Raw genomic sequence first — 24,809 nt, 5'->3', positions numbered from 1 at the left:
GTTTGACCGGTCGCCGATGCGCGCCGTAGGCCTAAGGGGGGCGCACTATGCGTTCATCGACAACGTTATAGAGACGCTATCGGTGCAAAATTGGTTCCCAATCGCTATTTGAGTAAGTGCTTGCTGATGAATTTCCAGTGCTCGGGCGCGACCGGCGTGATCGACAGTCGATTGCCGCGTGCGAGTACGAGCATGCCTTCCAGTTCGGGCGTCTCGCGCATTTCCGTGAGCGGCACCAGACGGGTCTTGCGGTCGAGCTTGACGTCGACGAGCAGCCAGCGCGGCGTGGCGGGGCTCGACTTGACGTCGTAGTAGGGGCTCTTCGGGTCGAACTGGGTCGGGTCGGGGTAGGCGGTCGAGGCGACAGTCGCCAGACCGGCGATACCCGGCACGGCGCAACTGGAGTGATAGAACAGAACGCCGTCACCGACACGCATGTCGTCGCGCATGAAGTTGCGCGCTTGATAGTTGCGTACACCGGTCCATGGCAGGGTTTGCTGCTTGGCACTCGCGAGATCGTCGATGCTTGCCTCTTCAGGCTCGGATTTCATCAGCCAGTAGCGTTGCGTCATGTTGGTTACGGTTGTTTTTGTTGGCGGAACAGCGGATATCCTCGCACAACTGGCGTAATACCGGCGCATTTGTAATCGATTGTGTGCCGCGCTGCGATATCGAGACAATTCCTATACTATGCCTTTGTGAACTTCGTATGACCTTTATGAGCCTCATCATGCAACGGATGGGGTAGCAGGCGTGATGTGCGGTGCAGCAACTGCCCGTCGCCTGCGGCGCCTCGCCCGAGGTGCATGTACGTGCTTGAGCGATACATGTTCAACCGCCTATGCCGATAGGAGAGTGTGTCATGGCAGCAGAGCCGTCAGTCCGAACGAACGCGTTCATCTTCTATTCCCTGGCCACGGTGTCATTCATCGAGACCAGCGTGCCGGAGTTCGTTTCCACCCTCAACCAGATGTACGGCGATGACGCGGAAATGAAGGCGTGGTTGCGCGATACCTGGCTGCCCGAAGAGGTCGAGCACGGGCGTCTGGCCAAAGACTACATCGCACGTGTCTGGCCCGAATTCGACTGGGCACCCGCCTACGACGCGTTTCTGGCCCGCTACAAGCCGCGTTGCGACGTGGAGCATATGCGGCCATCCCTGGCGCTCGAAGCGCTGTCGCGATGCGTGACGGAAACGCAGACCGCCATGATCTATCGCTGCCTCGAATCGTATATGCCGGTGGAAGAGCTCAAGCAGATGATGCACAAGCTGAGCAACGAAGAGGTGGGTCACTACCGGTACTTCCGCAAGACCTTCGACCGCTATAACGCCGTGGAGCAGCATGGCGTTATCAGCCGCTTGCGCACGATGGTGGCGCGCAGTGAACTGGTGCGCGATGAGGACATTGCGTTCGCCTTCGAGCCGCTCAACAGCTTCTGGCGCTCGCCGCCACCGTTTGAAATGATGAAATGGGAGGCGTTTCTCGCGATGTCGGGCGAGGTCATGAAGCAGTACATGCCGGTGGAGGCTGCGACGCGCATGATGTTCAAGCCGCTGGAGACCGGTTCGTGGTGGCGTGACCGGCCGGTGAAGGCGCTGATGTCCTTCATGGTGAAGCGGCAATACCCGCAGTTGGGGAGCGAGGCTTGAGATCAGAGGCTTCAGAAGCGAGGCTTGAGTCCCGAGGCTTGCATCCCGAAAGCTTGCATCCCGAAAGTTTCAGGCCGGAAGTTTCGGACCGGAAGTTTCAGGCCGGAAGGTTCAGACCGGAAGCCAGTGCCTCTATGCCCGATGCGACTTGATGTCGCAGGCGGCGTCGGGGCCCGGTTGGTCGACTGAGACGGATGCGCGATACCAATGAGACGGCTTCGTGGCGAATTCGACACGTTTGGCCGTCGACAGACGAAAAAAAACCCCGCCGAGGCGGGGTTTTTCAATCGGCGAGCTAGTTACTTGCTCGTGCCGACCACTTCCACTTCCACGCGGCGATCCGGTGCCAGGCACGAGATCAGCTGAGTGCGGTTCTTCTGGTTGCAACCCGTGGTAACCGGGTTACGCTTGCCCTTGCCTTCCGTGTAGACACGGTTGGCTTCGACACCCTTGCTAACCAGGTAAGCCTTCACAGCTTGCGCGCGGCGCAGCGACAGACGGTCGTTGTACTTGTCCGAACCGATGCGGTCGGTGTAACCCGTGGCGACCACAACTTCCAGATTCAGTGCTTGGACCTTGCCTGCGAGGTCATCCAGCTTTTCCTTACCGGCCGGCTTCAGGATGGCTTTGTCGAAGTCGAACAGGGCGTCGGCTTGGTACGTGACCTTTTGCGACTGGATCACCGGAGCGACCGGGGTCGGTGCCGGAGCCGGAGCCTGAGCGATGATCGAGCCGTCGCACTTGGCGTTGGCCGTCGCCGGGGTCCAGTAGGCATCGCGCCAGCACAGTTCGTCCGAACCGTTCTTCCAAACCCACTCGCCGCTGCCGTTAACCCAGTTGTCGTTGACTGCTTGTTTCGAGGCCGCGATCGGACCCGGAGCGGTCTGGACATAATTTTGAGCCATAGCCGAAGCAGCCATCACTGCGGTAGCTGCAACGATCGCGAGCTTAGCGAATTTATTCATATTTCTCCTCTCGAAATGAGATTACCGCAGGTTTACTGCGAGCCTAGACGACGGAACCAAAGTCTTACATCGCTCGAAGTATAACATCGCCGAGTGCGCGAAAGCATGGCCCATGCACTTCGAATAATGTCTAACTTATGCCGTCGCATTTTGCCATAGCGCTCCTGCCGCCCGCGAGAAAAAACCCAGGTTTGCCGCCCCTCATGGCGCAGTTGTGGTTTGAGCGCAACACCTTTTGAGGCGCCTCGCCAACCGTTTCATTCTTCTTCGCTCACCGACGTTTTGGCGTCCTCGATATGTCTTGTGCGCTGCATCACGCCGGTTTCGGATGCCAATAGCGGGCATGTTAGAATCCCGAGATCATATCGCTGGCAACCGCCTATCGCGATGAGCGTTTGATAGACACGGATAATGGATCAGTTCGCCAAAGAAACTCTCCCGATTTCACTCGAAGAAGAAATGCGACGGTCGTACCTCGATTACGCGATGAGCGTGATCGTCGGCCGTGCATTGCCCGATGTACGTGATGGCCTGAAACCGGTTCACCGCCGGGCGCTGTTTGCCATGCACGAGTTGAATAACGACTGGAACCGGGCATACAAAAAATCGGCGCGTATCGTCGGTGACGTCATCGGTAAGTACCACCCGCACGGTGACGCTTCTGTATACGACACGATCGTTCGCATGGCGCAGCCGTTCTCGCTGCGTTACATGCTGGTCGATGGTCAGGGCAACTTCGGCTCGGTCGACGGCGACAACGCTGCCGCAATGCGGTACACGGAAGTCCGTATGGCCAAGATCGGCCATGAACTGCTCGCGGACATCGACAAGGAAACCGTCGACTTCGGTCCGAACTACGACGGCAGCGAGAAGGAACCGCTGATTCTGCCCGCCCGTATCCCGAACTTGCTGCTGAACGGTTCGTCGGGTATTGCCGTCGGTATGGCGACGAACATCCCGCCGCACAACCTCAATGAGGTGGTCGAAGGGTGTCTGTACGTTCTCAAGAACCCGGACGCCACCATCGATGAACTCATTGAGATCATCCCGGCTCCGGACTTCCCGACGGCAGGCATCATCTACGGTATCTCCGGCGTGCGTGAGGGCTACCGCACCGGTCGCGGCCGTGTCGTGATGCGAGCAACGACTCACTTCGAGGATATCGACCGCGGTCAACGCGTGGCGATCATCGTCGACGAGCTGCCCTATCAAGTTAACAAGCGCACACTTCTCGAGCGTATCGCCGAGCTGGTCAACGAAAAGCGTCTGGAAGGCATTTCCGACATCCGCGACGAGTCCGACAAGAGCGGCATGCGCGTGGTGATCGAGCTCAAGCGCGGCGAAGTACCTGAAGTCGTGCTGAACAATCTATATAAGCACACGCAGTTGCAGGACACGTTCGGCATGAACATGGTGGCGCTGGTCGACGGCCAGCCCAAGCTGCTGAATCTGCGTGAAATGCTGGTGCACTTCCTGGCGCACCGCCGCGAAGTGATTACTCGCCGTACGGTCTACGAACTGCGTCGTGCGCGTGAACGTGGCCATGTACTCGAGGGTCTGGCAGTAGCACTCGCTAACATCGACGACTTCATCGCGATCATCAAAGCGGCCCCGACGCCGCCGATCGCGAAGGCCGCGTTGATGGAAAAGGCGTGGGATTCGTCGGTGGTGCGCGACATGCTCGCGCGTGCCGAGAGCGAAACGCAAGGCGGCCGTGCGGCTTATCGTCCGGAAGGGCTCGACGCCGCCGTGGGCATGCAGCTCGACGGCCTGTACCGTCTGTCGGAAACGCAGGCGCAGGAAATCTTGCAGATGCGTCTGCAACGCCTGACGGGCCTGGAACAAGACAAGATCGTTTCCGAGTACAAGGAAGTGATGGCGCAGATCGCCGACCTGCTGGACATTCTGGCCCGCCCGGAACGTGTGACGGCAATCATCAGCGAAGAGCTGACCGCCGTGCGTGCCGAGTTCGGCGATGCCCGCCGCTCGACCATCGAACACAACGCCACGGAACTGGATACCGAAGATCTGATCACACCGCAGGACATGGTGGTTACCCTGTCGCATACGGGTTACATCAAGTCGATGCCGCTGTCCGAATACCGTGCGCAGAAGCGCGGCGGCCGAGGCAAGCAGGCGGCGGCGACCAAGGACGACGACTGGATCGATACGCTGTTCATCGCGAACACGCACGATACGATCCTGTGCTTCTCGAACCGCGGCCGGGTTTACTGGATCAAGGTCTGGGAAGTGCCGCAAGGTTCGCGGAACTCGCGTGGCCGTCCGATCGTCAATATGTTCCCGTTGCAGGATGGCGAGAAGATCAACGTGGTGCTGCCGGTCAAGCAGTTCACGGAAGATCGCTTCGTGTTCATGGCAACGAGCTTGGGCACGGTCAAGAAGACGCCGCTGGCGGCCTTCAGCCGACCGCTCAAGAAGGGCATCATTGCCGTGAATCTCGATGACGGCGACGTGCTGATCGGCGCTGCCATTACCGATGGTGCGCACGACGTGATGCTGTTCTCCGATTCGGGCAAGGCTGTGCGTTTCGACGAGAACGACGTGCGTCCGATGGGCCGTGAGGCTCGCGGCGTGCGCGGTATGCAGCTTGAGGACGGTCAGACAGTCATCGCACTGCTGGTCGCCGAAAACGAGCAGCAGTCGGTGCTGACGGCGACCGAAAACGGCTACGGCAAGCGGACTTCGATCACCGAATATACGCGCCACGGCCGTGGCACTAAGGGTATGATTGCGATCCAGACGAGCGAGCGCAACGGCCGGGTGGTCGCGGCGACGCTGGTTGAGCCGGATGACGAGATCATGCTGATCACGACGGGCGGGGTGCTGATCCGTACGCGAGTGTCTGAAATTCGCGAAATGGGCCGGGCCACGCAAGGGGTGACGCTGATCAGCCTGGACGAGGGCACGACGCTTTCGGGTCTGCAACGCATCGTTGAGTCCGACGCCGAAGTCGCAGAGAACGGCGACGCGGAAGGCGGCGATGATGCGGCGGAAGCTGACGCTACCGAGTGACGCGCCGTAACTGGTTGTAACCGTAACTCGTTGTAAGCTGTAGGTGCATTACCCCGAAAAGTCAGTAGAATCTGGCCCGATGCAGTGAAATGCCCAGGCGAGGATGCATCTATTTATCGTTGGCGGGAGCCGGCGAATTTTGGAGTGACTATTACTATGCAACACAACGTCAAGAAGTGGATGTGGCTGCTGTTGGCAGCCCCGGCAATGGCAATGGCTCAGGCCCCGGCGAGCGCTCCGCTGGACGCTGACAAGAAAGCGGCCATCAAGGAACTGCTCGACGCGATTGACTCGAACAAGCTCGTGACGGCCATCGGTGAAGGCGCGCAGCAGCAAGCCAAGCAACTGGCTCCGCAAGTGCTGGAACGCCAACTGGTCGAGAACAAGACGTTGAGCGATGCGCAGAAGCAAGCCATCGTGCCGACCCTGCAACAAAATTCGGTGCAGAAGCTGGTTGACGGCGCAGGCAAGATCTTCACTTCGGACGCGTTCAAGAACGACGCCGTGCAGGCCCAATACTCCGCCTACGGCAAGTACTACACGACCGATGAAATCAAGGGTCTGACGGCGTTCTACAAGAGCCCGGTTGGCCAGAAGTACATCAAGGTGCAAGATCAGGTCGGCCAGGAAGTGGTTGGCGGTCTGATGCAGAAGTACATGCCGCAATCGATCCAGGCAACCAGCTCGCAAGCTGACCAGGAAATTGCTGCGGCGTCGAAGTCGGCACCGAAGGCTCCGGCCAAGAAGTAAATTCCGGCCGGTCCCTCAGGGATTGACCGATAATGGCCGTTTGCGAGAGATCGCAAACGGCCATTTTGCATTGCATGGGCAAATCGGCATGACATGCTCGGAAATCGCTGAAAGTCGGCGTTTTGCCGGGGAATCTGGCCGAGCACCCGCACGGGACGGGCAACTGGCGGTATAGTTGGCCCTTACCGCTGCTGCGCAAGCCATTGACGCCAGATGTGAAACGCAAGCCGCCCGGGATCGAATCCGACGGCTTGCGTTTCACTTTTACCGCAGCAAAAGACTATGACGCGCCCTTTCAACTTTTCCGCCGGACCGGCGGCACTGCCCGCCGAGGTTCTCACGCAGGCAGCCGAAGAGATGCTCGACTGGCACGGTGCCGGGATGGGCGTGATGGAAATGAGCCATCGCGGCCGGGAGTTCATGAGCATTCTGGCGCAGGCGCAAGCCGATCTGCGCGAGCTGCTGGCGGTTCCCGACAACTATCGCATTCTGTTCATGCAGGGTGGCGCGCTGGCGGAAAACGCCATCGTGCCAATGAACCTGCTTGGTGGCGAGCGCGCGGGCGAGCGTCGCACGGCCGATTACGTGGTGACAGGCTCGTGGTCGGTGAAGTCGCAGAAGGAAGCGCGCAAGTATTGCGACGTCAACATCGCAGCCACGACCGAGGCCGAGAAGTTCACGCGCCTGCCGCAGGTGTCGGAGTGGCAATTGTCGAAGGACCCGGCGTACGTGCACATCTGCACGAACGAGACGATTCACGGCGTCGAATACTTCTGGACACCCGATCTGGCCGCCGCCGGCTTGCCGGCTGACACGCCGCTTGTGGCCGATGTGTCGTCGCACGTCCTGTCGCGTCCGATGGACGTCTCGAAGTTTGGCGTGTTGTACGGCGGGGCGCAGAAGAACATCGGCCCGTCGGGCCTGACGCTTGTCATCGTTCGCGACGACCTGCTGGGCCGCTCGCTGCCGTTCACCCCGAGCGCCTTCGACTGGAAGACGGTCGCCGAGAACGATTCGATGTTCAATACGCCGCCGACTTACGCGATCTACATTGCCGGGCTGGTGTTCCAGTGGCTCAAGCGCCAAGGCGGTCTTGTCGCGATGGAAGCGCAGAACAAGGCCAAGGCTGAGCTGCTCTACGGTTATCTCGATAGCAGCGAGTTCTATCGCACGGCGGTCGAGGCGGACTGCCGCTCGCGCATGAACGTACCGTTCTTCCTGCACGACGACGCACTCAACGAAGCTTTCCTGACCGGCGCTCGCGAGCGCGGTCTGCTGCAACTCAAGGGCCACAAGTCCGTGGGAGGCATGCGCGCCTCGATCTACAACGCGATGCCGCTTGCCGGCGTCCAGGCGCTGGTCGACTATCTGCGCGAATTCGAGCGCAGCCACGGCTGACGAGGGCAAATGACCGGCGCGAAGGCGTTCTCCCGAAAGCTCGGCAAGAACGCCGCGCCGCAAGCTGCCTGACTATGTCCTACCGCAAAAAGACAACAAGCTCCATGGATGATGATCTGAACGCATCGCTTCGCCCCCTGCGCGAGAAAATCGATGCCATCGACGAGCAACTGCTCAAGCTGCTCAATCAACGCGCCGCCGTCGCCCTCGAAGTGGGCGAGGTGAAGAAGCGCTTTGGCGCGCCGGTGTTCCGGCCCGAGCGCGAATTGCAGGTGATTTCGCGACTGCAACAAGCCAACGATGGCCCGCTGTATGGCGACAATCTCGCGTCGATCTGGCGCGAGATCATGTCGGCGAGCCGCGCGCTCGAAAAGGTGATGACCGTGGCCTATCTCGGCCCGGCAGGCACCTACAGCGAGCAAGCCGCGTTCACCTATTTCGGGCAGAGCGTCAAAGGCTTGCCGTGTCCGTCGCTTGACGAAGTGTTTCGGGCGGTGGAAGCCGGCAGTGCCGATTTCGGCGTCGTGCCGGTCGAGAATTCGACCGAAGGCGTGGTGTCGCGCACGCTCGATCTGCTGCTGCAAAGCCCGCTGACGATCGGCGGTGAGGTGGCGTTGCCGATTCATCACAATCTGATGTCGCAATCGGGTGCGCTCGACGGCGTGACCCGTATTTGTTCGCATGCCCAGTCGCTGGCGCAGTGTCAGCACTGGCTGACGGCGCATTTCCCGACGCTGGAGCGTCAGGCCGTGTCGAGCAACGCCGAAGCTGCGCGCATGGCGGCGGCCGATCCGGCCATTGCCGCGATTGCTGGCGATTCCGCGGCGACGCAATACGGGTTGCAGATCGCGTTTTCGCACGTACAGGACGATCCGCACAACCGCACGCGATTTGTCGTGATCGGCACGCAGGATCCGTCGCCTAGCGGTCACGACCAGACGTCGCTGATTCTGTCGGTACCCAACCGCGCGGGTGCTGTGGTCGCACTGCTCGAACCGTTGGCCAATAACGGCGTGTCGATGACGCGCTTCGAGTCGCGTCCGGCCAAGAGCGGCGCGTGGGAGTACTACTTCTACGTCGACTTCGAAGGGCACCGTGACGATGAGAACGTCGCCAAGGCGCTCGATTCGCTGCGGCAGAACGCGGCGTATTGCAAGGTGCTCGGGTCCTACCCGCGCTCGGCCTGACGCGTGGCAGGCGAGAGATCCATGAGTCTGAATAAACTCGTTATCTGCGGTGTCGGCCTGATCGGCGGCTCGCTGGCGCGTGCGCTCAAGGCTGCAGGGGCCGTGCAGGAAGTGGTCGGTGTCGGGCGCAGCGAGGCATCGTTGGCGCGCGCCTGCGAACTCGGCGTGATCGACCGCGCTGCCACATCGATGGCGGATGCGTTAGCCGGTGCCGATATCGTGGTGCTCGCCGCACCGGTCGCGCAGACGCCGGCGTTGCTCGCTGCGATGCGAGAGCATCTTCACGGCGACACGATCGTGACGGATGCGGGCAGCACCAAGAGCGATGCGGTTGCCGCTGCACGTGCTTCGCTGGGCGATGCAGTCTGGCGTTTCGTGCCGGGGCATCCGATTGCTGGGGCCGAGTTGTCGGGTGTCGATGCGGCGAAGGCTGATTTGTATCGCGACAGGCGCGTCGTCTTGTGTCCGCAACCCGATAACCGTGGCGACGATGTGGCGCGTGTGCGCGCCATGTGGGAGGCCACCGGGGCGCGTGTGTCAGAGATGACCGAAACGCAGCACGATCGCGTGTTCGCGTCGGTCAGTCATCTGCCTCATGTGCTGTCCTATGCGCTGATTGCGCAGATTCTCGATGCCCCCGATGCCGCGCTGAAGTTCGGCTTCGCGGGCGGTGGCTTTCGCGATTTCACGCGTATTGCCGCGTCGAATCCGGAAATGTGGCGCGACATCTGTGTCGCCAACCGCGAAGCATTGCTTGCCGAGCTCGACGGCTATCTGGCAACGCTGGGCACGCTGCGCCAACTGATTGATACCGGTGACGGTGCCGGTCTCGAGGCCGTGTTTGAGCGTACCAGCCAAGCGCGCACCGACTGGGCCAAGCAACAGGAAAAGTAATGGAAACGCTCGATCTCGGCCCGTACGGGCACGCCGAAGGCACGCTGCGCCTGCCCGGCTCGAAAAGCATCTCAAACCGTGTACTGCTGCTCGCCGCGCTCTCGCGCGGCACGACGCGCGTACGCGATTTGCTTGAATCCGACGACACCCGCGTGATGCTCGATGCGCTTGCTGCGCTCGGCGTTCCTTGCACGCAAGTGGGCGATACGCGTGACTTCATTGTGGAAGGTTGCGGGGGCGTGTTTCCCGTCAAGTCGGCCAAGCTCTTCATGGGCAACGCAGGGACCGCAATTCGCCCGTTGACGGCCGCACTCGCGCTCAGTCACGGCGACTACGACGTGTCGGGCGTGGCGCGAATGCATGAGCGTCCGATCGGCGATCTGGTGAACGGGCTGCGACAGCTTGGCGCGCAAATTGATTACCTCGGGAACGACGGTTATCCGCCGTTGCACATTAAGCCCGCCGACGTTATGGCACCTGCTGCGCCGATTCGCGTGCGTGGCGACGTGTCGAGTCAATTCCTCACGGCGCTTCTGCTCACCCTGCCGCTGCTGCCGTCGGCGACTGGCGAGATTGTGGTGGAAGTCGAGGGCGAACTGATTTCCAAGCCCTATATCGACATCACCTTGCGCTTGCTGCGCCGGTTTGGCATCGACGTACGGCAGGATGGCTGGGAGCGCTTTACGCTGCCGGCGGCAGGGGCTGATGGCGCGAAGTACCTTAGTCCCGGTGAGATTCGTGTGGAAGGCGATGCATCGTCGGCTTCATATTTTCTCGCCGCAGGGGCGATTGGCGGCGGCCCGCTGCGAGTTGAAGGCGTGGGGCGCGACAGCATTCAGGGGGACGTGCGGTTTGTCGACGCACTCGCCGCGATGGGCGCGCGTGTCACGTTGCACGACGACGCTATCGAAGTGCATGGCATCGATACGCCGAGCGGCAAGCTGCGTGCACTCGACATGGACTTCAATCACATTCCCGATGCGGCGATGACGATTGCCATCGCGGCGTTGTTCGCCGATGGCACGACGACCCTGCGCAATATCGCGAGCTGGCGGGTGAAGGAAACGGACCGCCTCGCTGCGATGGCGACCGAACTGCGCAAGGTGGGGGCGACGGTGGAAGAGGGCGCGGATTACCTTCGCGTCACCCCGCCCGCAGCGCTGACGCCGAATGCGTCCATCGACACGTACGACGATCATCGTATGGCGATGTGCTTCTCGTTGGTGAGTCTGGGAGGCGTGCCGGTGACCATCAACGATCCGAAGTGCGTCGCGAAGACGTTCCCGACCTATTTCGACGAGTTTGCCCGCGTAGCGTCTTGAACGATTCGATGTGATGGCGATGACGGCAGTGGTGATCAGCCTTGTCCCGTCATCGTTTGCCAGAGCAGCACACCGTTGAGCGCCACAATGGCCGCGGCAATGACCCAGGCGAGCACCAGCAGCAGGCCGCGGACTCGCCATTGCCCCATCAGCTTGGCATCGCCGGCAAAGCGAACGAGCGGAACCACGGCAAACGGCAATTGCAGGCTCAATACCACCTGACTGAAGATCAACAGGTTGGTCGTCTGGGCTTCACCGCCATGGCCGACGATCAGCAGCGCAGGAATCAAGGCCAGCCCGCGTGTGATCAGCGCCCGTTGCCAGGGCTTCATGCGCAAATTTAGGAAGCCCTCCATCGTGACCTGACCGGCGAGCGTGGCCGTCACTGTTGAATTGAGGCCACAGGCGAGCAGCGCAACGGCGAACATCACGCCGGCCCACTGATTCCCCAGTAACGGGGCGAGCATTTTGTGAGCGTCGCCGAGCGATTCCACGCCGGTGTTGCCGCTGGCGTGAAATACAGCCGCCGCGAGAATCAGCAGCGCCGCGTTGATCAGAAACGCAAAGCCGAGTGAGAGCGTGGTGTCCCATTGCGTCGCGCGCAACGCGCGCGCCATCGTGACCGGCGTGCGCTCAGGCATGGCCTCGCCGCGCATGCGAAGCAGGGCGGAATGCAGGTAAAGGTTGTGCGGCATGACCGTCGCACCGAGAATGCCGGTCGCGAGCCAGAGCATGCCTGCCTGCGCGACGATTTCGCTGCGTGGGCGCATCCCGGCGAGCACGGCGCTCCAGTCCGGATTGGCGAGGGCCAGTTGGGCGGCAAAGCAGCCGGCAGTCAGCAGAATGAGCGCGGCGACGGCACCTTCCAGGCGGCGTTGTCCGAAACCTTGCAAACCGAGCATGGCAAAGGCGAGTGCCCCGGCGAGCAGCACACCCACGGGCAACGACAGGCCGAAGAGCAGTTGCAGCGCCACGGCGCTCCCGATGATCTCGGCGAGGTCGCAGGCGATGATGGCGATCTCGCAAAGCGCCCATAACGCCAGCGAAGTGCGGCGGCTATACTGGCTACGTGAGAGTTGGGCAAGGTCGCGCCCGGTCACCAGACCGACGCGCGCGGCAAGCCACTGCAGCAGCAAGGCCATCATGCTCGAAAGCAGGACGACGGACAGGAGCGTGTAGCCGTATCGGGCGCCCCCGGCGATGGCCGTGGCCCAGTTGCCCGGATCCATATAGCCAACGGCAATTAGCGTGCCCGCGCCGGCGAACCCCAGCCAGCGCTGCGGACGGCGCGGCGGTTCGTCGGGTGATGGGGCCCACTCGGGGCCGACTAAGGGATAATCGCGGCTTTGCATGGCAGTGACACCTTCCGGAACGCGAGTTGCGTTTATATCTAAATGATAATCATTATTATTTAGTTCGGAAGTTTTATTTTTCAATGCGTTGGATAGACAGAGACGAAGGGATGCCTGATTCGATGTTCGTGGACGATTCGGTTTCGGTAATTACGGTGGATGGCCCGACGGCGTCCGGCAAGGGAACGGTCGCGCACCGTGTTGCCGACGCGTTGGGCTTCCATTATCTGGACAGCGGTGCGCTCTACCGCCTGACGGCGCTGGCAAGCGCCCGTCACGGCATTGAACCGGAAGACGCCAACGGGCTGACGGTGTTGGCCGAGACGCTCGATGTGCGGTTCAAGGAGCAGCGTATCTGGCTGGCAGGTGAGGATGTCACCGACGCGATCCGGGCCGAGGCGATCGGCAACCGGGCGTCGAGTATTGCGGTGCACAAGTCGGTGCGCCAGGCGCTGGTGGCCTTGCAGCGGGGCTTCAAGACCGCGCCGGGACTCGTGGCGGACGGTCGCGACATGGGCACGGTGATCTTCCCCGAGGCGGAACTGAAGGTGTTTTTGACGGCATCGCCACAGGCCCGTGCCGAGAGGCGGTATAAGCAATTGATAGAAAAAGGTTTTTCTGCTAACATAGACAGTCTCATGCTGGATCTTGAGGCGCGTGATGCACGGGATAGAAACCGTGTCGAAGCGCCGCTCCGGCCAGCTGAGGGTGCGCGGGTACTCGATACTTCTGGACTCAACGTCGATCAGGCGGTGGCTCAGGTGCTCGAATGGTTCGCGCAAGTGCAGTACCCGCAAGGCGCCTGACCGAGTGTTTCATGCAGTCACTCAGTCCGGATTTGTCTAACCTTTAACCCAACCGTTGTGCGTTTTTGTCAGCCCCCCCTTCGGGATCTGAGACGCCAGCGGCGTAATCCACATTTATGTCCGACCTGCAAACCTCGACCAACGAATCTTTCGCGGCGCTTTTCGAAGAGTCGCTCTCCCGTCAAGACATGCGTGCTGGTGAAGTCATCAGCGCTGAAGTCGTTCGGGTTGACCACAACTTCGTGGTCGTCAACGCCGGGCTCAAGTCCGAAGCGTACATCCCCATCGAAGAATTCCTGAATGATCAGGGCGAGGTCGAAGTTCAGGCCGGCGACTTTGTTTCCGTGGCGATCGACGCCCTGGAAAACGGCTACGGCGACACCGTGCTGTCGCGCGACAAGGCCAAGCGTCTGGCTTCGTGGCTGCAACTGGAAAAGGCTCTCGAATCGGGCGACCTCGTGACCGGTACGATCACCGGCAAGGTCAAGGGCGGCCTGACCGTGATGGTCAACGGCATCCGTGCATTCCTGCCGGGTTCGCTGGTTGACACGCGTCCGGTCAAGGACACGACCCCGTACGAAGGCAAGACCCTCGAATTCAAGGTTATCAAGCTCGACCGCAAGCGCAACAACGTTGTGCTGTCGCGCCGTGCCGTGATCGAAGCCACCCAAGGTGAAGAGCGCGCCAAGCTGCTCGAAACCCTGAAGGAAGGCGCGATCGTCAAGGGCGTGGTCAAGAACATCACCGACTACGGCGCATTCGTGGACCTCGGCGGTATCGACGGCCTGCTGCACATCACCGACATCGCATGGCGTCGCGTGCGTCACCCGAGCGAAGTTCTGTCGGTTGGCCAAGAAGTCACCGCCAAGATCCTCAAGTTCGATCAAGAGAAGGGCCGTGTCTCGCTGGGCGTTAAGCAACTCGGCGAAGATCCGTGGGAAGGCATTGCTCGCCGTTACCCGCAAGGCACCCGCCTGTTCGGTAAGGTCACCAACATCACCGACTACGGCGCATTCGTCGAAGTGGAATCGGGCATCGAAGGCCTGGTTCACGTGTCGGAAATGGACTGGACCAACAAGAACGTTGCACCGACCAAGGTTGTCCAGCTGGGCGACGAAGTCGAAGTCATGGTTCTCGAGATCGACGAAGACCGTCGTCGTATCAGCCTCGGCATGAAGCAATGCAAGCCGAACCCGTGGGATGATTTCTCGCGCAACTTCAAGAAGGGCGACAAGATCAAGGGCGGCATCAAGTCGATCACCGACTTTGGCGTGTTCATTGGTCTGCCTGGCGGCATCGACGGCCTGGTCCACCTTTCGGACCTGTCGTGGAGCGAAACCGGCGAAGACGCCGTCCGCAAGTACAAGAAGGGCGACGAAGTCGAAGCCGTGGTTCTCGGTATCGATGTCGAGAAGGAACGCATCTCGCTGGGTATCAAGCAGCTCGAAGGCGATCCGTTCAACACGTTCGTTGCTATCAACGACAAGGGTTCGATCGTCAACGGTACGGTCAAGTCGGTTGATCCGAAGGGTGCTGTCGTGTCGCTGGGTGAGGACGTCGAAGGCTACCTGCGTGCTTCGGAAATCTCGCAAGATCGCGTGGAAGATGCCCGCAACGTGCTCAAGGATGGTGACGCCGTCAACGTGATGATCGTCAACATCGACCGCAAGTCGCGCAACATCAACCTGTCGATCAAGGCCAAGGATTCGGCTGAGCAACAGGAAGCGATGAGCAAGTTGTCGTCGGACAGCTCGGCAGCGAGCGGCACCACCAACCTCGGTGCGCTGCTCAAGGCCAAGCTGGACAGCCAGAATCAGTAAGGTCCAAGGCCTATGACCAAGTCTGAATTGGTCAACCAGTTGGCGGCGCGGTTTCCCCAGTTGGTGCTCAAGGATGCCGATTTCGCGGTGAAGACGATTCTCGACGCGATGGCTGACGCGCTTGCGCGCGGCCACCGTATCGAGATCCGCGGATTTGGTAGTTTTGGGCTCAACCGTCGGCCACCGCGCGTCGGCCGCAACCCCAAGTCGGGTGAGAAAGTGATGGTGCCGGAGAAATTCGTGCCTCACTTCAAGCCCGGCAAGGAGCTGCGAGAGCGGGTTGATCACAAGGCGTCGGACCAATAAGGCCCTTTGGGATCTACTACGCAAAAAAAGCGCCTCAGGGCGCTTTTTTTGTTTCCGGGAGGGCAGATGCACACAATTCCCGGAAATGTGAAGCGCGTTGCATGAACGCCGCCTCCCAGGGCACATCCGGTACAATACGCGCACGTGCCGGCCCGCGCGTGGGCAGTCTCCATGTGCTACGCGGGCCGAACAAGTCGCAAAACATACGGCAATCCTGCCGCAGGAGCCTTTCGGCATGAAGCTGATTGTTTGGATCGTTCGTCTCATCGTCTTCGTGGTGTTGCTGTGTCTCGCACTCGCCAACACGGGCGAGGTCACGTTGAACCTGTTCCTGGGCCATACGTGGACGGCACCGCTCATCATGATCGGCCTGGCGTTTTTCGTGGTCGGTGGCGTCATCGGTGTGCTGGCCACGTTGCCGAGCCTGATGCGTCAGCGGCTTGAGCTGCGTCGCACCCGCCGGGATCTGGCGCGGGCGCAGCGCGACCCCGAGGCGAGCGACCAGCCGCCGATGCTGCCGCCGGTCTGAACCGGCAGGCGCGCAAGCTGGCGACCTTCGCCATCCTCATCGACTGTTTCAAAGACAACACGCATCCATGGAATTCGAGGTCTGGTGGCTACTGGCCATCCCGGTGATTTTCGGCTGCGGCTGGGTCGCTGCGCGGCTGGATTTGCGCAGCCTGCTCTCCGAGAGCCGCAACTTGCCGGCGTCCTATTTTCGCGGGCTGAACTTCCTGCTCAACGAGCAGCCGGACAAGGCGATCGATGCCTTCATCGAAGTCGCGAAGCTCGACCCCGAGACAACCGAACTGCACTTCGCGCTCGGCAGCCTGTTTCGCCGACGCGGCGAGACCGAGCGCGCCATTCGCGTGCATCAAAACCTGCTTTCGCGTGATGATCTGCCGAAGACCGACCAGGAGCATGCGCTCTACGAACTCGGTCATGACTTTCTGAAGGCGGGGTTGCTAGATCGCGCTGAAGAAGCCTTCGGCCGGCTGCAAACCGGCAACTACGCCAAGGCGGCGCAGCACGCCAAACTCACGATCTATCAGATCGAAAAGGAATGGCGCAAGGCGCTCACCGAAGCCGAGACGCTTAGCGATCTCGATCCGGCCGTGTCGTACCGCAAGGAAATCGCACAGTTTCATTGCGAACTGGCGCAGGAAGCGCTGCAACGCAAGGACGCCGAAGCCGTCGCGCGCGAGCTCGACGCAGCGCTCGACATCAACCCGGCCAATGTACGCGCACCGCTCTTGCGTGGTGACATGCTGCTGGCGGCCGGTGACGCCGAGGGCGCGCTACGCGTGTTGCGCACGATAGAGGAGCAAAACCCCGTCTATCTGGGCTTGGCAGCCAAGCGTCTGATGCGTGCTTACGAAGCGTTGGGCCGTGCGCCGGAAGGGCTGGCCTTGCTGCATGACGCGCTGATGCGAAATCCGTCTGACGACTTGCTCGAAATCGTCTACGAAAAGACGTTGTCCCTGAATGGTCCCGAAGCCGCGCTGGGGGCGATGCGCGAGCAGATGCAGCGGGCGCCGAGCGCGCCGGGAATGGCGCGTTTGCTCGAAGCGCACGCCGCGACGGCCCATGGCGACACGCAGAGCGACCTGCAACTGATGGGCAAGCTCATCACGCAGCGCACGAAGTCGCTGCCGCGCTATGTTTGCGACCAGTGCGGCTTCCGTGCCCGACTCTTTTACTGGCAGTGCCCCGGCTGTAATGGCTGGGAGACCTATACGCCGCGACGTGCCGACGTGCCGGCGGCCTCCTAATTTTTTAAAGTTCGCGCAATCATGAAAGTCACCATCATCGGCTCCGGTTACGTCGGCCTCGTTACGGGCGCGTGTCTGGCAGACGTCGGCAACGACGTGTTCTGCCTTGACGTCGATCCGCGCAAGATCGAGATTCTGAACAACGGCGGCGTGCCGATTCACGAGCCGGGTCTCCAAGAGATCATCGCGCGCAATCGTGAAGCGGGCCGCCTGCATTTTTCGACGGATATCGAAGCGTCGGTCGCACACGGCGACGTGCAGTTTATCGCCGTCGGTACCCCGCCCGACGAAGACGGTTCCGCCGACCTGCAATACGTGGTCGCCGCTGCCCGTAACATCGGCCGCTACGCCAAAGACTTCAAGGTCATCGTCGACAAGTCGACGGTGCCTGTCGGCACGGCAGACAAGGTGCGCGCCGCCGTGAGCGACGAGCTCGCCAAGCGCGGTGAAGCCGTGTCGTTCTCCGTCGTGTCGAACCCCGAGTTTCTGAAGGAAGGGGCGGCCGTGGACGACTTCATGCGCCCCGACCGTATCGTGATCGGCGTGGATGACGATGCCGACGGCCAGCAGGCGCGCGCCATGATGAAGCGTCTGTACTCGCCGTTCAACCGCAACCACGAGCGCACGTTGTATATGGATGTTCGCTCGGCAGAGTTCACGAAATACGCGGCCAACGCGATGCTCGCGACGCGTATCTCGTTCATGAACGAGCTGGCCAATCTGGCCGACCGCGTGGGCGCCGACATCGAAAACGTGCGTCAGGGCATTGGCTCGGACCCGCGCATCGGCTACCACTTCCTCTACGCCGGCTGCGGCTACGGCGGCTCCTGCTTCCCGAAGGATGTGCAGGCACTCGTGCGCACGGCCGACGACTACGGGCTGCCGCTGCGGATTCTCGACGCGGTGGAAGCCGTCAACGAGACGCAGAAGACTGTGCTGATCGGCAAGATCGTGAAGCGCCTGGGCGACGATCTCTCGGACAAGACGTTCGCCCTCTGGGGTCTCGCCTTCAAGCCGAACACCGACGACATGCGCGAGGCCCCGAGCCGCCGCGTGATCGCCGAGTTGGTCGCGCGTGGTGCGCGCGTGCGCGTGTACGACCCGGTGGCGCTGGAAGAAGCGCGCCGCGTGATTGCGCTCGACTTTGCGGACGATCCGACGGCCCACGCCCGCATTGAATTTTGCACCTCGCAGAACGATGCGCTCACCGGTGCCGATGCGCTCGTGATCGTCACCGAATGGAAGGCCTTCCGCAGCCCCGACTTCGCCCGCGTGAAGGCATCGCTGTCGATGCCGCTGGTTTTCGACGGTCGTAATCTTTACGATCCGGAAGCGATGCGCGAACTGGGTGTGGAGTACCACGCCATCGGCCGCGGCTTGCACGTGCCGGCATAACACTCAAGGAACCAAGGAACGATTGATGACTTTCACGGTAACTTCTATCTCCGGTACGGTGCCGGTGCCTGATGTGCCCCGCCTGCCTCGTGAAGCGTTCGCGAGCGCTCGCGTGCTGATCGTTGGCGACGTGATGCTTGACCGCTATTGGTTCGGTGATGTGAATCGTATTTCTCCTGAAGCGCCGGTGCCGGTCGTTCACGTCAAGCGTAACGAGGAGCGCCTCGGTGGCGCGGCCAACGTCGCGCTCAATGCCGCGTCGCTGGGTGCGCAAGCCGGGTTGTTGTGCGTGCTGGGGCAGGACGAACCGGGCAACCGAGTGGCGGATCTGCTCGAAGCGAGCGGTGTGACGACGTATCTCACGCGCGATGCGGACCTGGCGACGACGATCAAGCTGCGCATCGTCTCGCGCCAGCAGCAACTCTTGCGCATTGATTTCGAGAACATGCCGGCACGCGAAGTGTTGCTGGTCGTGCTTGATCAGTACCGCCAACTGGTGAACGACTATGACGTTGTGCTGCTGTCGGACTACGCCAAGGGCGGGCTGACACATGTGCAGCCGATGATTGAAGCGGCACGTGCGGCTGGCAAGGCAGTGCTTGTCGACCCGAAAGGCAGCGATTACGAACGCTATCGCGGTGCGACGATCCTCACGCCGAACCGCTCGGAATTGCAGCAAGTCGTGGGGGAATGGCGCTCTGAAGACGATTTGACACAGCGCGCGCAGAATCTGCGCGAGTCGTTGGCCCTCGATGCCCTGTTGCTCACGCGCTCGGAAGAAGGGATGACTCTCTTCACCAAGGGCGGGGCGTTGAACGTGCCGGCGCAGGCGCGCGAAGTGTATGATGTCTCGGGCGCTGGCGACACCGTTATCGCAACGCTCGCGGCGTCACTTTCTGCTGGCTTGTCGCTGCCGCAGGCAGTGGTGCTGGCTAACCGTGCCGGCAGTATCGTCGTTGGCAAGCTGGGCACGGCGAGCGTGGACTACACCGAACTTTTCCCGAACTGACATGACCATCATCGTGACCGGCGCCGCAGGTTTCATCGGCGCCAACATCGTCAAAGCCCTCAATGAGCGTGGTGAAACCGACATTGTGGCGGTCGACAACCTCACTCGCGCTGACAAGTTTCACAATCTGGTGGATTGCGAGATCAGCGACTACCTGGACAAGACCGATTTCGTCGCGCGTTTTCAGCGCCGTGAATTCGGCCGTGTGCGTGCGATTTTCCATGAAGGCGCCTGCTCCGACACCATGGAGACCGACGGCCGCTACATGATGGAGAACAACTTCCGCTACACGCGGGCGTTGTTCGACGCGTCGCTGGCACAAGCCGTGCCCTTTCTCTACGCCTCGTCGGCCGCAACTTATGGTGCATCCGAGACGTTCGTCGAGACGCGCGAGTACGAGAAGCCGCTGAACGTCTACGGCTACTCGAAGTTTCTGTTCGACCAGATTGTGCGCCGTGCCATGCGTGACGCGGGCGGCAAGCTGCCGAGTCAGGTGGCCGGTTTCCGTTACTTCAACGTGTACGGTGCACGTGAGGCGCACAAGGGCCGTATGGCGTCGGTGGCGTACCACAACTTCAACGAATACCGCGCCAATGGCCGCGTGAAGCTCTTCGGCGAGTACAACGGCTACGCCGCCGGTACGCAAAGCCGCGACTTCGTGTCGGTGGAAGACGTGGTCAAGGTGAACCTGCACTTCTTCGATCACCCGGAGCGCAGCGGCATCTTCAACCTGGGCACGGGCCGTGCGCAACCGTTCAACGACATCGCCGTGGCGGTGATCAACACGTTGCGCGAAGAGAAGGGCGAAGCACCGCTGGGGCTCGACGAACTCGTGCGTCAGGGGCTGATCGAGTACATCGACTTCCCGGATGCGCTGCGCGGTAAATACCAGAGCTTTACGCAGGCGAATATCGACCATCTGCGTCAGGCGGGTGGTTATACGCAGCCGTTCTATACGGTGGGCGAAGGCGTCTCGCGTTACGTCCGCTGGTTGCTGGCGCGATGAGCGGCGCCACGAAGCGATTCGCTTGAACGACGGGGAACCCAGTGGGTTCCCCGTTTTGTTTTGCGCGCCACCTGACGCCGGATGTCATCCGGAAGCGTTCGGGTGCGTTAACCTCGTTATACGTATCATTTTCCGGCGTGCGCCCGGGTAAGGGCGCATCGGCCAGAGAGTGGACGGGTTCTGACTACGCAAGGATGGAGAAGGGCGCGTAGGGCTGCCTGACCGGAGCACCGGAGCACCGGAACACCGGAACACCGGAACTCGGGAGCGGGCAGCAAAGGGAGGAGGTGGCCGGGAGGACATCACGATCCGCTCGCCATCGCCGGTCTGGTTCGTCGAGCCACGCCGTTTTTCCCAACGTCGCGCATGGCGCCGGACGTTGGACGCGGCAAGTTGCCGACTGTCTCAAAAAGGATTGCACCATGCTCCGCAAGCTCTTGCTGGCAGTTGTTACCTTTTTTGCCCTGTGCGGCCTGGCCATGGCCGCCGTCGACATCAACACCGCCGATCAGGCGACACTCGAATCTCTCAAAGGCATCGGCCCGGTCAAGTCCAAGGCCATCATCGACGAGCGCAACGCGCACGGCCCTTATAAAGACGCCGCCGATGTCGCCAAGCGCGTCAAAGGACTCGGCGCCAAGTCGGTCTCGACGCTGCAAACTGAAGGCATGACCATCAACGGGCAGGGCGGCGGTGCTGCCCCGGTGGCGGCAACCAAGCCCGCAACTGCCCCCGCGACCCCTGCGGCTCAGGCACCGGCGCCTGCCGCCCCTGCCAAGCCCGCGCCAGCCACCGCACAGGCACCCGCAGCCCCGGCCCCTGCCACGACCATGAAGCCTGCGCCGTCGACGACTATGCAACCTGCACCGGCCCCCGGCACCGCGATGAAGTCCACGTCGCCCGGACCGGCCATGACGGCGAACCCCGCCCCGACGGCGGCACCGGCAGCGGCAGCAACGGGCGCGGCCGCCGCCTCCGCGACTGACTCGACGGCCAAGACCAAGTCGTCGAAGTCTAAGAAAGCCAAGGATGCTGCCGCCGCACCGGCCGGCGCTTCTGCGGCCGGCGCTGCCGCACCGGCAGCCGATGCGGCCAAGGCGACGAAGTCGAGCAAATCGAAGGCAACCGCAGCCGCTGCGCCGTCGGCAGCCTCGGCACCGGGTGCTTCGACCGACGCTGCACCGGCCAAGCCCAGCAAATCTAAGAAGGCCAAGGCACCGGCGGCAGCGAGCGCACCCAAAGCGTGATGCAGTGATGCAGTGATCCGGCACTTGTTCTTGCTCAATCGGGAACAACGGCAGGTCACCAATATTGAAGGCCGATCCGGGCAATACCACGCCCGGATCGGCCTTTCGCTTTCCCCCTCGCATTGCGTAACCGATTCCCGCTAAGCCCTTACCCTGAGCGCGGACATGGCCGGTGGATTAGAATGTTTCGATTCCCGACCGAAAAAGCTTAGCGCAATGGCCTATAAGACTATCGAAGACACCATCGGCAATACGCCGCTGGTGCAATTGGTGCGTTTGCCCGACGACGAAATCCGCCGCCGCAACAACGTGATTCTCGGCAAGCTCGAAGGCAACAACCCGGCCGGCTCGGTGAAGGACCGCCCGGCACTCTCGATGATCAAGCGCGCCGAGCAGCGCGGGCGTATCAAACCGGGCGACACGCTGATCGAAGCGACCTCGGGCAATACAGGCATCGCGCTGGCCATGGCGGCCGCCATCCGTGGCTACAAGATGGTGCTGATCATGCCGGAAGATCTTTCGATCGAGCGTCGCCAGAGCATGGGTGCGTACGGCGCCGAGATTATCCTGACCCCCGTGAAGGGCGGTATGGAATACGCGCGCGACCTCGCCGAGCAGATGCAACGCGACGGCCGGGGCACGATCCTCGACCAGTTCGCCAACCCGGACAATCCGCTCGCGCACTACGAAAGCACCGGCCCGGAGATCTGGCGCGATACCGAAGGCCGCATCACGCACTTCGTGTCGGCCATGGGCACCACGGGCACGATTATGGGCGTGTCGCAGTATCTGAAGGAACAGAACGACGCGGTGCAAATCATCGGTGCCGAGCCTGCCGAAGGTTCGCGTATTCCGGGCATTCGCAAGTGGCCGGAGGCGTATCTGCCGAAGATTTTCGATCGCGCTCGCGTGGATCGCACGATATCGGTGACGCAGGCCGAGTCCGAGATCATGGCGCGCCGCCTCGCCGCTGAAGAAGGCATTTTCTGCGGTATTTCGGCCGCAGGTGCCTGCCAGATTGCGCTGAACTTGGCGCACGAAGTCGAGAACGCGACCATCGTGTTCGTGGTCTGCGATCGTGGCGACCGCTATCTGTCGACGGGTGTGTTCCCGGCGTGATCGCGTAGTTGCGTGAGTGCACGCACGACAGCTTGAGAATGAAGAAACGGGACCTCGCGGTCCCGTTTTCGTTGGTGCTGTTCAAGCCGCCGCATGACGACGGCCTGTGACCTGTCACGGCGCGCGTGCCGCCTTGATCGCATCGGCGAGGTCATACACCGACATCGCATAGAAGAAGCTGCGGTTATAGCGCGTGAGCACGTAGAAGTTGTTCAAGCCCATGCGGTACTGCGTTGCCTGACCCGGTGTCGGCAGATCGACGATCAGTACCGGCGTGTCGAGCTTCGCGCCCACATCGAGGCGCGGCTCGTTCATCAGCATACCGGCCTTGATGAAGTCGCTGAGCTTCCAGTGCGGCTCGGGTTGACCGTCGGCACCGGCTTCCGCCAGCCCCTGACTGCCCCGGTCGTTCGCGATATTCCACACGATCGGCTGACCCGATTGCCAACCGTGTTGCTTGAGGAAGTTGGCGACACTGCCGATGGCGTCTGCAACGTCGGTCGTCAGGTTGATCTTGCCGTCGCCGGTGTAGTCCACCGCATAGTTGCGGATCGACGAGGGCATGAATTGCGGAATGCCGATGGCGCCCGCATACGAGCCATAGATGCTGAAAGGATCGACGGCGCGCTCGCGTGCGTACAGCAACAGGTTCTCGAGTTCGTTACGGAAGAGCGCCATGCGCTCCGAACGATTGCGCGCGGGCGGGTAGTCGAACGCGAGCGTGGTGAGCGCGTCGATGGTGCGGAAGTTGCCCATGTTGCGGCCGTAGATCGTCTCAACGCCGATGATGGCCACGATGATCTCTTCCGGCACGCCGTACTGCTTCGCCGCACGGGCGAGCGTGTCGGCGTTCTGATTCCAGAACCGCACGCCGCCGTTGATGCGCGTGTTATCGAGAAAACGCTTCTCGTAGTTGATCCAGTTCTTCTGTCCCGGCGTGGCGGGCGGGGCCGCGAGACGTGCTGCGGTTTGTGAGAACACCACACGCGAGAAAATCTTCTGCAATTCGGCGCGATTGAAACCGTCGCGCGCGACCACGTCGTTGATGAACGCGTCGACGTCGGGGTTGGCCGCGTAGCGTTGCGGCACCACTTCTTCCTCGAATTCTGTCGATTGCTGTGCGACCTGCTTGGGGCGCGATGTCTGCGCGTGCACGCTGGACGCGCCCAGCGTCGTCACGGCAAATACGCCGACGCACAACGCGGTGCCTAAGGTGGTGCCTAAGGTGGTGCTTAAGGTGGTGATTAAGGTCGTTCCCAGCGCGCGCATTGAGCGCGCGAGTGGCTGGGCGTCGTAGGAGGTGCGGCCGTTGTCCGGTCGTTGGGCGAGGCGCGATTGCGCCGGCGCGAGAGAGTCTTGCATCCGTACCGGTGATGTCATGCTGTCTGTCAGGCCTGTATGAAGTCCGAATGCGACATGCCGGCGTGGGCCGGCGGTGTCGCGTGAGCGTTTCGTCTAGCGGTTACGTCTAGAGCGTCGGTCATTCGTGTCGGTTCCGGCCGTCTCGCATATTGCACTACGAACGGCCCTCGCCAACTGACACGGGTCTGCTGGAAAGAGACTGCAGGCAGTATAACCGAGTGCACCTGTGATACCTTTAGGCCTGTGCACTGTCAGTGACAGGCTCATGGGGGATGTCCGCCATAGGCAGGCGTTTGCCAGTGTTTGCCAATGAAGACCCGTGCAATCCGGCTCACGCTCGCCAGGCTCCTTGCCCGGCCGCTACCGGACGTGGAGACTACGGCGCGGCGGGTATCCCCCGCCTCGTTCCAATATA

Annotated in this window: 21 protein-coding genes; 17 read left to right on the top strand and 4 right to left on the bottom strand. The window is 61.6% G+C overall.

Features of this window, described 5'->3' with window-relative positions; all coding sequences use genetic code 11:
* Nucleotides 1-104: 104 nt before the first annotated feature.
* A complete protein-coding gene (locus AT302_RS19820) occupies nucleotides 105-572 on the bottom strand; it encodes an EVE domain-containing protein (protein ID WP_058375484.1) in 468 nt (155 codons plus the stop codon).
* 290 nt (nucleotides 573-862) lie between these two features.
* Here AT302_RS19820 and AT302_RS19815 point away from each other — a divergent pair, with 290 nt between their 5' ends.
* The gene (locus AT302_RS19815; protein WP_058375483.1) at nucleotides 863-1,651 is read left to right on the top strand and encodes a hypothetical protein; all 789 of its coding nucleotides are present in this window, start codon (nucleotides 863-865) and stop codon (nucleotides 1,649-1,651) included.
* A gap of 299 nt (nucleotides 1,652-1,950) precedes the next feature.
* On the opposite strand, the gene ompA is transcribed toward AT302_RS19815, so the two are convergent.
* Complete coding sequence (ompA, locus tag AT302_RS19810) at nucleotides 1,951-2,616, bottom strand: outer membrane protein OmpA (RefSeq protein ID WP_058375482.1); 666 nt, start codon at nucleotides 2,614-2,616, stop codon at nucleotides 1,951-1,953.
* A 411-nt stretch (nucleotides 2,617-3,027) separates the two neighbouring features.
* On the opposite strand from ompA, the gene gyrA reads away from it, so the two are divergent.
* The 6 genes from gyrA (at nucleotide 3,028) to aroA (ending at nucleotide 11,200) form a co-directional block, all read left to right on the top strand.
* Nucleotides 3,028-5,649 (top strand): DNA gyrase subunit A, encoded by a 2,622-nt coding sequence (gene gyrA, locus AT302_RS19805; protein ID WP_058375481.1) that lies wholly within the window; start codon nucleotides 3,028-3,030, stop codon nucleotides 5,647-5,649.
* Nucleotides 5,650-5,805: 156 nt separating this feature from the next.
* Complete coding sequence (locus AT302_RS19800; RefSeq protein ID WP_058375480.1) at nucleotides 5,806-6,399, top strand: DUF2059 domain-containing protein; 594 nt, start codon at nucleotides 5,806-5,808, stop codon at nucleotides 6,397-6,399.
* 282 nt (nucleotides 6,400-6,681) lie between these two features.
* Nucleotides 6,682-7,797, top strand: a complete 1,116-nt coding sequence (gene serC, locus AT302_RS19795; RefSeq protein ID WP_058375479.1) for a 3-phosphoserine/phosphohydroxythreonine transaminase — start codon at nucleotides 6,682-6,684, stop codon at nucleotides 7,795-7,797.
* 104 nt (nucleotides 7,798-7,901) lie between these two features.
* On the top strand, nucleotides 7,902-8,984 hold the full coding sequence (gene pheA / locus AT302_RS19790; RefSeq protein ID WP_058375478.1) for a prephenate dehydratase: 1,083 nt from the start codon (nucleotides 7,902-7,904) through the stop codon (nucleotides 8,982-8,984).
* A 21-nt stretch (nucleotides 8,985-9,005) separates the two neighbouring features.
* A complete protein-coding gene (locus AT302_RS19785) occupies nucleotides 9,006-9,878 on the top strand; it encodes a prephenate dehydrogenase (RefSeq protein ID WP_058375477.1) in 873 nt (290 codons plus the stop codon).
* Nucleotides 9,878-11,200 carry a 3-phosphoshikimate 1-carboxyvinyltransferase gene (gene aroA, locus AT302_RS19780; RefSeq protein WP_058375476.1) on the top strand — a complete coding sequence of 441 codons (1,323 nt, stop codon included), beginning with the start codon at nucleotides 9,878-9,880 and terminating at the stop codon, nucleotides 11,198-11,200. Before AT302_RS19785 ends, aroA begins: the two co-directional genes overlap by 1 nt.
* Before the next feature lie 35 nt (nucleotides 11,201-11,235).
* Here the strand turns inward: aroA and AT302_RS19775 are convergent, their stop codons facing one another.
* On the bottom strand, nucleotides 11,236-12,552 hold the full coding sequence (locus tag AT302_RS19775; protein WP_058375475.1) for an Nramp family divalent metal transporter: 1,317 nt from the start codon (nucleotides 12,550-12,552) through the stop codon (nucleotides 11,236-11,238).
* Between the two features lie 110 nt (nucleotides 12,553-12,662).
* Here AT302_RS19775 and cmk point away from each other — a divergent pair, with 110 nt between their 5' ends.
* From cmk to cysM, 10 genes are all read left to right on the top strand, one after another.
* Nucleotides 12,663-13,358, top strand: coding sequence for a (d)CMP kinase (gene cmk, locus AT302_RS19770; RefSeq protein ID WP_084656348.1), 696 nt, complete (start codon nucleotides 12,663-12,665; stop codon nucleotides 13,356-13,358).
* Between the two features lie 116 nt (nucleotides 13,359-13,474).
* On the top strand, nucleotides 13,475-15,178 hold the full coding sequence (rpsA, locus tag AT302_RS19765; protein WP_058375474.1) for a 30S ribosomal protein S1: 1,704 nt from the start codon (nucleotides 13,475-13,477) through the stop codon (nucleotides 15,176-15,178).
* 12 nt (nucleotides 15,179-15,190) lie between these two features.
* Entirely contained in the window at nucleotides 15,191-15,484 is a 294-nt protein-coding gene (locus tag AT302_RS19760; protein WP_017232087.1) for an integration host factor subunit beta, read from the top strand.
* Nucleotides 15,485-15,719: 235 nt separating this feature from the next.
* On the top strand, nucleotides 15,720-16,013 hold the full coding sequence (locus tag AT302_RS19755) for a LapA family protein (RefSeq protein ID WP_042115054.1): 294 nt from the start codon (nucleotides 15,720-15,722) through the stop codon (nucleotides 16,011-16,013).
* Between the two features lie 67 nt (nucleotides 16,014-16,080).
* Nucleotides 16,081-17,256 (top strand): lipopolysaccharide assembly protein LapB, encoded by a 1,176-nt coding sequence (gene lapB / locus AT302_RS19750; RefSeq protein WP_058375473.1) that lies wholly within the window; start codon nucleotides 16,081-16,083, stop codon nucleotides 17,254-17,256.
* 21 nt (nucleotides 17,257-17,277) lie between these two features.
* Nucleotides 17,278-18,651, top strand: coding sequence for a UDP-glucose dehydrogenase family protein (locus tag AT302_RS19745; RefSeq protein WP_058375472.1), 1,374 nt, complete (start codon nucleotides 17,278-17,280; stop codon nucleotides 18,649-18,651).
* A 25-nt stretch (nucleotides 18,652-18,676) separates the two neighbouring features.
* Nucleotides 18,677-19,660, top strand: a complete 984-nt coding sequence (rfaE1, locus tag AT302_RS19740) for a D-glycero-beta-D-manno-heptose-7-phosphate kinase (RefSeq protein ID WP_058375471.1) — start codon at nucleotides 18,677-18,679, stop codon at nucleotides 19,658-19,660.
* Between the two features lies 1 nt (nucleotide 19,661).
* On the top strand, nucleotides 19,662-20,666 hold the full coding sequence (rfaD, locus tag AT302_RS19735) for an ADP-glyceromanno-heptose 6-epimerase (RefSeq protein WP_058375470.1): 1,005 nt from the start codon (nucleotides 19,662-19,664) through the stop codon (nucleotides 20,664-20,666).
* A gap of 422 nt (nucleotides 20,667-21,088) precedes the next feature.
* Entirely contained in the window at nucleotides 21,089-21,913 is an 825-nt protein-coding gene (locus tag AT302_RS19730; protein WP_058375469.1) for a ComEA family DNA-binding protein, read from the top strand.
* Nucleotides 21,914-22,129: 216 nt separating this feature from the next.
* Nucleotides 22,130-23,032 (top strand): cysteine synthase CysM, encoded by a 903-nt coding sequence (cysM, locus tag AT302_RS19725; RefSeq protein WP_058375468.1) that lies wholly within the window; start codon nucleotides 22,130-22,132, stop codon nucleotides 23,030-23,032.
* Between the two features lie 114 nt (nucleotides 23,033-23,146).
* Here the strand turns inward: cysM and mltB are convergent, their stop codons facing one another.
* Nucleotides 23,147-24,301, bottom strand: a complete 1,155-nt coding sequence (gene mltB, locus AT302_RS19720; protein WP_084656631.1) for a lytic murein transglycosylase B — start codon at nucleotides 24,299-24,301, stop codon at nucleotides 23,147-23,149.
* Nucleotides 24,302-24,809 lie beyond the last annotated feature (508 nt).

The organism is Pandoraea norimbergensis (genome assembly GCF_001465545.3).
GTDB lineage: Bacteria > Pseudomonadota > Gammaproteobacteria > Burkholderiales > Burkholderiaceae > Pandoraea > Pandoraea norimbergensis.
This window is presented reverse-complemented; position numbering and strand designations above follow the sequence as displayed.